Genomic DNA, 9,477 nt, shown 5'->3' on the forward strand with positions numbered 1-9,477 from the left:
TCAAACGTCTCAACCACGAAATCTATTGTGCCTTAAGGTTGGTCTTGTATCAGATTTCCAGAGAGTTGCAGTAACCGAATCTCAGCTATCTTTGCGGTGTAACGTGCGTTCAACAGCGCTGCTTTGGATCGGATTAAATTCAATTGTGCTTCTCTAAAAGTGGTGTTGGTCACTTGTCCCAACGAGAAGCTCTCCGAAGTTCGATCAAAATTCAACTGAGATGTTGCTACATTTCGCTCTTCAGTTCGCATCACATAGAGCGCATTCACATAGGTGGTGTAGGCATTCTCAATATCCGTCATCAACTGCTGTTCGGTATTCAGTGTTTGACGCTTTGAGTTCTCCACTTGCAACTTGGCATTGTCGGTTCGCGTTTGAGTAGCCTGACCATCCCAGAGGTTCCAACGCAAGGTTAATCCGGCATTCCATCCCAAGTTTTGCGAGTAATTCAAGAAGCCGGCTTCAGCGTCTGTTCTGCTATACGCATAACCACCGTTGACACTTAAGTTGGGCATGTAGCCACTTCGTGCAGCGCCAACTGCAAATTCATTGGCACGTTGATTTCTATGTGCCGCAATGAGGGCGGCGTTTTGATCCATCGCTGCATTCTTGAACACTTCCATCGGCTGAAGGATACTGAAATTTACAATGGTGTCAACCGAGAAATTGGTCCGAGGCTCCAAGGCCAAAAGCGTGGTCAAGTTTCGCTTGGCATTTTGGAGATTGGTGTAGGTGGTTCTATATGTCACACTATCTCGGTTGAGGTCAACCTCTGCATTCAGCAAGTCGAGGGTTACTCCCGCACCCAACTCTTTGCGAAGCCGGGCTCGTTCATAGCGGTCTAACGAAATGGCGATAGCCTCTTTGGCCACATTCAAGTTCTGCTCTTGTCGAGCTACTTCGTAATACTGACTAATCACGTTGACCACAGTATTCTCAATGGTAAGACGACGATTGGCGATGGACGCATCTTCTAACGTTTGAGCTTGGCGATAGGAATTCCAATTTCGCATTCCATCAAACAGCGTATAACTCAAAGTGACATTGGCGCCACTCTGCACGGTTTGAGCGCCATCTACATTCTGTGTTTGTCCCGTTACGAACTCTTGGTCGGTGTTGTTATTGGTGTAATTCAAGTTACCCCCTACACTGAGCGTTGGGTAGAGTCCACTCACACCTGGACGAGCATTGTTGCTCGCAATTTCCGTGTTGTTTCGCGCAATCACGATGCCGTGGTTTTCGCGAATCGCCCTGCTCACTGCCGAATCGAGAGACACAAACTCCTGTGCCATACTCGAATAAGTGGCGAGCAGTAGGCTAGTGCAAATCAGGATGCTCTTGTTCATTTTTAAAGGCTTTTACTGCGGGTTCAACTGCTTCTTTGGAGATTTTCTCACCGTACCAAATGCGGTGTAGGAAACGGCGGAAATCGTTTAGATAGGATAGTGACACGGGTAAACACACCAGTGTTAATGTGGTAGCGAAGGCAATACCGTAGGCTACCGAAATTGCCATTGGAACGAGGAATTGTGCTTGGAAGCTCTTGTTCAGAATGAGTGGAGCCAAGCCCGCAACCGTTGTAATGGTGGTGAGGAATATGGCGCGGAATCGCTGTCTTCCAGCTTCAAATACCGCTTTATCGAATTCCATTCCCTCTTCTAGGTTCTGATTGAACTTACCTACGAGAACAAGGGAGTCGTTCACAATCACACCGATAAGTGCCACAATTCCCAAGAAGGAGAAGAGGCTTAATGGTCGGTCGTGGATCCAGTGACCAAAGGCCACTCCACTAAAGCTGAATACGATGATTGGAATGAGAATTGCCGTTTGGAGTGCGCTTCTGAATGTGAAAGTAATCAAGAGCAACATGATGAAGAAAACCACAGGGAATACGATTTTTCCACTTCTCTGTGCTTTGTTTGCCTCTCTTACTTGCCCTGTTTCAAAGCTTGCTCGCACATCGGGATACTTGTGGAGAATAGGAGGGACAATGGAATCGCGGATGTTTGCTAGAATGAGCGGAGCACTTTCATCAGGATTGGCCAAATCAGCTTCTACGCGAACTTCACGCTGACCATCTAAGTGATTAATGGCAATGGTTCCTCGCTTAATTTCATAGGAGGCCAATTCACGCAGAGGATAAGCAGCGCCATTCGGTGTGCGGATAAGCAATTCTTCCATTTGCGTGATGGAGCTTCGGTCTTTTTCATCGAGCCTTACCCAAACTTTCACTTCGTCTTCACCGCGCTGGAGGCGTTGTGCTTCAAATCCAAAGAATGCTTGGCGAACTTGACCGAGGACATCCTGAAGTGTTAATCCAAGCATTCGAGCTTTGGTCTTCAAACTCAAATTGACTTCTCGAACGCCCTCTTTGTCGTTGTCTACTACATCTCGCAACTGGCTCAATTCTTCCAAAGCGATTTTCAATTCTCCTTTTGCTCCTTCCAATTGTTCCAGATCTGTTGAAAGAAGAGAAACAGAAATCGGTTTGCCGAAAGGGTTAGAAGTGCCAAACGATAAGTTTTCTGCCTGATAAATCGGTCCAACAGCATCGCGAAGTGCGTTGGTGATTTCAGCAGAGCGAATGGATCTACGCTCACTGTCTAGTAAGATCACGCTCACTTTTCCTTGGTACGTGGTTGGACCAATCGACTTCTGGATTTTCACGATAATATCAGCAGTGTCGATGTTTTTCTCGGTGAGTGCAGCATTGGCTTCCAACGCTTTTTCTTCGATGTAATCCAGCCAATATTGCGTGGATTCTTCTCGCGTTCCTGCTGGCATGTTGAGTTCAACGGTGATGTCATCTCTCTCAATGAATGGGAAGAACGTGAGGGAAACAATTTCCCCTTTAATGGCGCCAATGGTAATCCAAAGAAGTCCGAAGAACATGGCCAATGCCATGGCTCTGTATTTTAGGAAGAAGGCGAGTGATGGAGTGTAAATCGTATCGCGCATCCAGTTCATGGTAGAATCCATGATTCGCTCCATGCGGTTCTTCTTCGCATCCGGTGATTTCAACTTGGTATGAGCAATGTGCGCAGGTAAGAAGAATAGCCCTTCGAAGAGAGAAATGAGAAGGGTTGCAATTACAATAAAGGCCAAATCACCGAAGAAATCACCCAGTCTTCCGTCCAAGAAGAAGAAGGAACTGAAGGCCACAATGGTGGTGAGTACAGCTGAGAGTACCGCAGGAACAACTTCTAGGGTTCCATCCACGGCAGCTTGAGTCAGGCTCTTTCCGTTTTCATAGTGTTGATAGATGTTCTCGGCAATGACGATACCGTCATCCACAAGAATACCCACCACCACAATCATCCCGAAGAGGGAGATTACATTGATGGTAATTCCGAAAAATTGGGCGAGTATAAACATACCCAAGAAAGACATTGGAATCCCCATGGCAACCCATCCAGCGAGTCGAATGTTGAGGAAGAAACTCAACAAGACGAGCACGAGTATCATTCCCACAACCCCGTTGTTAAGGAGGAGATCTCTGCGTTGTTCAAGCGTTACCGAAAAGTCTCGAATCAGTGTCGCTTGAATATTGGTATGATCTGCGTTGAACTGGTTGATGTATTGACGCGTTTCAGCAGCAACAGTCAGCAAGTCTTCTTTATCCGTAGTTTGAACGAGAACTTCAACGGATGGCTTTCCATTCATTTCCGTTCTGTTCGGATTTTCGTTCCATCGATCACGTACCGTGGCCAAGTCTTTCAAGTACACGATGGTACCATCGCTTTGGGCTTTCACAACGGTATTTACCAGTTGATCTGCGGTGTATGCCTTACCCGTGGCTCTAATCCGAATTTCTTCGTTTTCCCCTTTAATTGTACCCCCCGTTATATCTAGGTTGGTAGCCGCTACCGCGCGAGCAGCCTCTTGAAAAGTGATGCCGTAAGCGCGGAGGGAATTTTCGTCAAAGGCGATTTCAATTTCTTCATCTGGAAAGCCGTTGAGAGTTATTTTTGAAACGCCATGTTCATTCCGAAGATCGCGTTCTACCCCCCTGGCAATTTCTTTCAATGTGAGGAGATCAACCCCTTCGCCGCTAAGGGCAAAGTTGATACAGAAGTTGAGGTTTTCCTGCTTGTAAACCACAATCGGTTCCATATCCGTAGGGAAGGATGGAACTTGGTTCACGGCATTTTTCACATCTTCCAAGACCCGGTCCGGGTCATTGTCTTTCAAGACTTCAACCGTAATGGAGGCTGAATTTTCAGACGAAACAGAGGTATAACGTTCCACTCCCGTCACCCCTTTTAGGTTGTCTTCAATTTTTTGGACAATGCCTTCTTCCACCTCTTGAGGAGAGGCACCAGGGTAAACGGCGCGGATGGTGATCGTTCTACTCGGGTTAACCGGGAAAAAGGTTGTATTCATGTTCATGTAAGCCACTACGCCAAACACGAGCATGCCCACCATAATGGTATAAACTGCAGCGGGGTACTTGATGAAGTACTTGATTAAACGACTCATCATAGCTCTTCGGAATAAGTGACAGGCATTCCAGTAAATGCTCCCGGAACAGGTTCCGTTACGAGAAGTTCACCAGCATTTAGTCCTCTTACTAGCGCCTCGTTTTCGGTGAATTCAACGACTTCAACACGGCGTTTTACCAAAGAACTGTCTTCAACAGTCCACAAGTGATTGTTGTCGAATATGAGTCGGCGGTTAACCGATACTACATCTTTCAGATTCACGCCTTGCAACACACCACTCAAGTACATTCCCTCGCGAAGCGTACTTCCTTTGAGTCGGATGTAGGCCTTCACCGTTTGTGAATTCGCATCCAAGCCTTTGTTGATTCGATTGATGGTTCCTTCCCATTCACCATCGATATCGGGTGAGCTGAGCATAACCTTGTTTCCTTCTTGAAGCAAGTCTAAATATTGAAGGGAAAGAGATACTTCCAGTTCAAAAACACTTGGGTTGATGAAGGTTCCCATAGGCTGGCCGATTCGAACGAGGGTTCCCGGGCGGATGGACGATTGGGTAACGACCCCTGAGAAAGGTGCGCGAATGTGGTACTTGTCCAAGCGTTCTTCTGAGCTTTTCAGGTTGTGATAGGCGCTGTAAACACCTTTGGAAGTAAGGAAGATCTTCGCTTGAGAATTATCGACAGCAGGAGGAGCTGGAGTGTTTTTGTCAAGATCGATAGAAGCCAAGTAGTTCTGCCACGCCTCAAATAGATCGGGATAGTCGAGTTTGATGTCAGGAAGCACTTGGGTAAGTGTATTGATGTACGTGCTTCGTTGGCTCATTAGGGAAGCGGTTGCCTCACTGTCTTCAATGCGAAGAAGGGTTTGGCCCTTTCTGAAAGCGTTCCCTTCTAAGAATGCAGGGTTGGTGGATTGAAGAACTCCACTTACTTCCGCAAAAAGTTCAATGCGTTCGTAGGCTTCAATCTTACCATACACTTGTAGTTGAAACGGGGTGGTTGAAGGATTTGCCCTCTCTACTAGAACTCCTTTGGTAGGTGCGCTAGAGCGTTTGGCAGGTGGCTCTGCCTGGCTCGCCAAATAGTTGGAGAAGAGTCCTGCAGCGGCTGCAATGGCTACGCCACCGAGTATGCTGCGGATGATGATGGTTTCTTTTTTCATGTGTTTAAGGTGTTGTGTTCACCGGAGAGGTTGTCGTGTATCTGATGAAGAGTTTGGAACATGTGGTCTAAATCTTCAGGTCGAATGTTGTTGAATATTTGCGGGTTAGCCGAAAGGACAATCTGCTTGAATTCGGAGATCGTACTTGTGCCTAACTCCGTGCTGAAGAGAATGTTTTCCCTTCTGTTATTTGGGTTGGGTTCTCTCCGGATAAGGCCGAGATCTTCGATTTCGACACAGGCCCTGCTTAAGCGATGCCGATCAAAGGCGGGTAGAAAATCCAACAATTGAGATTGCGACATTTCACCACCGTGTTTGTCGATAACACGCATGATGATCATGTGCTCGAATCGGTAGGGAAAGTTGAGCTCTAGTGCCTTGGTTGTGGTGTTCTTGCGAATACACTGATGTATTCTACCTATCAAGTAACCGAGGTTTACGATTTTTGGATCCTTCGTGTTCATAATTGTTGCAAACGTACAACAGTTGTGAATATGCAACAAATGTTAGAACAATAAAAAAATCCCGAGACATGGGATGAATCGGGATTGTATAGTTAGACGGCTGGAGAATTATTCCGCTTTGTTCGAATTTGGTTGTTCACCATTGGAACTTCGGGGTTTTCGGTCTGGATTAAAATTCTTCTTTGCCGGGCGATTTCCATTTCCTCCTTTATCCGATCGAGGATGATTTCTCCCTTTTTTAAAGTTCTTGTTATGAGAATTGGGTTTGCGATTTCCCTTGCCTTTAGAACCTGGACGGAACTCTGGTCCTTTACCCATTTCTTCAGGCAGAGGATGCATCTCAATCACCGGACCTACAAGGTCAAGAATACGTTGGAACTTGCGCATATCGAGCGGGTTCACCAGCGTAATTGCTTCTCCCTTGGTGTTGGCTCTTGCGGTTCTACCAACGCGGTGGACGTAGTCTTCTGGTGCGTTGGGAACATCAAAATTGATGACCAAAGAAATATCTTGAATATCAATTCCTCGAGAGAGTACATCCGTTGCCACAAGAATGCGGATGGACTTACTCCTAAATTTCATGAGCACTTCTTCGCGCTCGTTCTGCTCGTAGTCGGATGAAATACCTGCGGTATCAAATTTCCTCTTTTGGAGCTTGCGAACGAGTCCAGCCACTTTGTTTTTGCGGCTACAGAAAATGATGATGGAATTGTAATCCGGTCGGTCGAGTACGATAGATTCAACCAGACTTTCTTTCTGCTCGTCGTAGCAGCAGTAAGAACCTTGCTTAACACCAGTGGCTGTCTTGGAAATGGAAATACTCACCTCTTCGGGATCGGTAAGGATGTCCATCGACAACTTTCGAATCTTCGGAGGCATGGTTGCACTGAAGAGAAGGTTTTGGCGCTTCTTGGGAAGGTGGCTAACGATTTTCATCAAATCGTCATAAAAGCCCATGTCAAGCATGCGGTCAGCTTCATCAAGGATGAGGTGACGAACGCTGTCGAATTTCACATACCCCATTTGGAGGTGTGCGATCAACTTACCAGGCGTAGCAACAATGATGTCGGTTCCGTTGGTCAATGCTTTACGTTCTCTGTCCCAATCATCGGCACCACCGCCACCGTATACGGTTTCGGAATGGGCGTCGGTGAAGTAAGCCATACCCATAATTTGGGAATTGATTTGGCCTGCTAATTCGCGCGTAGGCACGATGATAAGGGTAGATGTTCCACTTGGTTTTTCTCGCTTAATCTGCTCGAGTACCGGTAGAATGAACGCTGCGGTTTTTCCCGTTCCAGTTTGCGCACAACCAATAAGGTCACGGTTTTTTAGGATAATGGGAATTGCCTGTTCTTGTATGGGGGTGGCCTCTTCGAAGCCTGCGAAGTGAATGGCTTCTAATATTTGCTCGTCGAGTCCGAACTCACTGAATTTCATGGCTTCAAAGATGAGATTTATTTGTGAAGAATTGCGCGATGGCCACACAATTCATTTACAAGTCTTCCCACATCAAGCTTGAAATTTTCCAATTCCCATCGATTTTCATCAAGTGGTAGGCGTTTACGCCTCTCGATAATTCCTCTCCGTTTTCCCCGTAGGTGACGTACGTTTGCCAAACTTGAGCAATGTTTTTAACCATGTGAACTTCATGAGCAATGGACTTCTCAATGAATGTTCTCGATTCGTACACTCTTCCCATGCGTTCGATGAAGTCGCCAATGGTCAGCCGGAAGAGTTGAGGGGATTCGGCATTAGGCGGAAGGTGTATAGTCGCTAATTCAGCATCATCTGTAAATAGAGATCGAAAGGCGTCCCAATCATAAGTGTCTTCTGGTGTGCCGGAAATGAGCGATAACGTGGAATCGACCACAGAAATAATCTCATCCTCGGTCTGACCCATACTTGGCCAAGTGAGGAGGAGGAAAAAGCAGAGTGTAAGCAGCTTATTCATTCCTTTTAAAGTAATGTACGGTTGGATTTTCTATGCTAAGAATAGCAAATGAAAGTTTATACCGTAGTCCCAGAAGTCCTTTTTGAAGGAAGGAAAGCTGGGTTAGGTCTGCTTCGCGAAGAGAAGGAAAGATCCGCAAGCAGCGAAGTCCGAATTTGAGTAGTGCGAGTTTCAAGGCTCTTACTTATTCAGCCAAACAACTAGTGCAAGCACTACAAGAAGTCCGGTTGAGAGCCAAATTTGAAAGGCGAACGGTCTTTTAAAAGTCATTATAGACCTACGCCTGGGAGATGAGTCATTCATAATTCTCAAATAAATGGATAATTGAATTTACAATTATTTATTGGAGTATGAATAAAATGAAGAAACCCCGACGTATCGTCGGGGTTTCTCGTGTTTAGTTTTTGTCTTTATTCTGTCTAGAACTGAATCGTGTCGATATCAGTAACCTGACCGAGTGTGACATTCACTCCTGTGATGGTTTGATCGGTGTAAGGCGCCGCCGCGGAAAAATTGACATCATGTGTACCTGCAGGCAAGCCTGAGATGCGGAAGTATCCAGTGGTGTCTGGAACGGTTCCAATGGTGTCAGTATTGTCAATAACGAAAGTGTATGTAACTGCTGTGTCTGGCTGAACATAACCTTCAATGGCTCCAGAAGTTGCGTCAACAAAGGCGCGGATAACAGGCTTCAGAATGTATTTGCCATTTCCAGTGAGTACAATGGAACGAGCAGCATCAAAGTCAAGTGTTACACTGTATTCCACTCCATCTATGAGTGTTTCGTTGAACTTGATTTTAAGACCGCTTGATTGTGCGCTTGGGGTTTTAAGATCGTATATAACAGAGTCTACCATTACGGTATTGTTGTTTCCAAGGATCAAACGAATCTGGCTCACTTCACCAGATGGAATATCTTCCGTTGCGATAAGTGTGTCGAGTCCGTTGTTCAACTCGAGCAAGTCATAAATGCCAGGTTGAATAGCGTTAAGAGTAGTTTTACCGCTGTCTGCATAAATGATTTCAACCGCCTGAACGTCGATGTTAACTTGATCGTAATCGCCAGGAGCGTCGGTTAGTTTCACGTTCATGGTACTGGTACCATTCTGTGTAGTAGGTTCCTCTTCAGAACACGATACAAGTGTCAATCCCATCAACGCCGCTCCGAAAAGCGTGGTCATGTTAATCTTCATCATTATGGATTTTAGGTTCGTAGTAGATTTGAGGATGGTCTTCACTATATAAAGCGATGATGTATCGCAATGTCCGCACATAAAAAAAGCCGCTCACAATGTGAACGGCTTTCTTAGCGTGTGTTTGTGTGGAATTAGTTTCCTCTCATGATGTTGATGGAACCACTAAGGGTTTCACTTTGATACGTCATTGGATTGTTGAGTTCGATGGTGTAGAAGTACGTACCATCGGCTAAATCCTGACCATTGGAGTCTTTCCCTTC

7 protein-coding genes are annotated in these 9,477 nt (G+C 45.9%); all 7 read right to left on the minus strand.

Annotated elements, in window-relative coordinates; all coding sequences use genetic code 11:
* Window positions 1-32 precede the first annotated feature (32 nt).
* The 7 genes from F8C82_RS13170 to F8C82_RS13200 all read right to left on the minus strand — a co-directional run bounded on the left by F8C82_RS13170 (window position 33) and on the right by F8C82_RS13200 (window position 9,217).
* Complete coding sequence (locus F8C82_RS13170) at window positions 33-1,346, minus strand: TolC family protein (protein WP_151694056.1); 1,314 nt, start codon at window positions 1,344-1,346, stop codon at window positions 33-35.
* Complete coding sequence (locus F8C82_RS13175) at window positions 1,318-4,482, minus strand: efflux RND transporter permease subunit (RefSeq protein WP_223279556.1); 3,165 nt, start codon at window positions 4,480-4,482, stop codon at window positions 1,318-1,320. Before F8C82_RS13175 ends, F8C82_RS13170 begins: the two co-directional genes overlap by 29 nt.
* The gene (locus F8C82_RS13180; RefSeq protein ID WP_151694057.1) at window positions 4,479-5,603 is read right to left on the minus strand and encodes an efflux RND transporter periplasmic adaptor subunit; all 1,125 of its coding nucleotides are present in this window, start codon (window positions 5,601-5,603) and stop codon (window positions 4,479-4,481) included. Before F8C82_RS13180 ends, F8C82_RS13175 begins: the two co-directional genes overlap by 4 nt.
* Window positions 5,600-6,067, minus strand: coding sequence for a MarR family winged helix-turn-helix transcriptional regulator (locus F8C82_RS13185; protein ID WP_151694058.1), 468 nt, complete (start codon window positions 6,065-6,067; stop codon window positions 5,600-5,602). The genes F8C82_RS13180 and F8C82_RS13185 overlap by 4 nt, the downstream gene beginning before the upstream one ends.
* Window positions 6,068-6,175: 108 nt before the next feature.
* Complete coding sequence (locus F8C82_RS13190; RefSeq protein ID WP_151694059.1) at window positions 6,176-7,507, minus strand: DEAD/DEAH box helicase; 1,332 nt, start codon at window positions 7,505-7,507, stop codon at window positions 6,176-6,178.
* Between the two features lie 55 nt (window positions 7,508-7,562).
* Window positions 7,563-8,021: a nuclear transport factor 2 family protein gene (locus F8C82_RS13195; RefSeq protein WP_151694060.1), complete on the minus strand. Its 459-nt coding sequence runs from the start codon at window positions 8,019-8,021 to the stop codon at window positions 7,563-7,565.
* A gap of 419 nt (window positions 8,022-8,440) precedes the next feature.
* Window positions 8,441-9,217 carry a DUF4382 domain-containing protein gene (locus F8C82_RS13200; protein ID WP_170266264.1) on the minus strand — a complete coding sequence of 259 codons (777 nt, stop codon included), beginning with the start codon at window positions 9,215-9,217 and terminating at the stop codon, window positions 8,441-8,443.
* Between the last annotated feature and the right edge of the window lie 260 nt (window positions 9,218-9,477).

This window comes from Phaeocystidibacter marisrubri, assembly GCF_008933165.1.
In the GTDB taxonomy this organism is placed as follows: domain Bacteria; phylum Bacteroidota; class Bacteroidia; order Flavobacteriales; family Schleiferiaceae; genus Phaeocystidibacter; species Phaeocystidibacter marisrubri.

Excerpts from the sequence above, each read along its gene's own strand:
- F8C82_RS13170 (WP_151694056.1), bottom strand. The coding sequence starts at position 1,346 with ATGAACAAGAGCATCCTGATTTGCACTAGCCTACTGCTCGCCACTTAT.
- F8C82_RS13175 (WP_223279556.1), bottom strand. The coding sequence starts at position 4,482 with ATGATGAGTCGTTTAATCAAGTACTTCATCAAGTACCCCGCTGCAGTT.
- F8C82_RS13180 (WP_151694057.1), bottom strand. The coding sequence starts at position 5,603 with ATGAAAAAAGAAACCATCATCATCCGCAGCATACTCGGTGGCGTAGCC.
- F8C82_RS13185 (WP_151694058.1), bottom strand. The coding sequence starts at position 6,067 with ATGAACACGAAGGATCCAAAAATCGTAAACCTCGGTTACTTGATAGGT.
- F8C82_RS13190 (WP_151694059.1), bottom strand. The coding sequence starts at position 7,507 with ATGAAATTCAGTGAGTTCGGACTCGACGAGCAAATATTAGAAGCCATT.
- F8C82_RS13195 (WP_151694060.1), bottom strand. The coding sequence starts at position 8,021 with ATGAATAAGCTGCTTACACTCTGCTTTTTCCTCCTCCTCACTTGGCCA.
- F8C82_RS13200 (WP_170266264.1), bottom strand. The coding sequence starts at position 9,217 with ATGATGAAGATTAACATGACCACGCTTTTCGGAGCGGCGTTGATGGGA.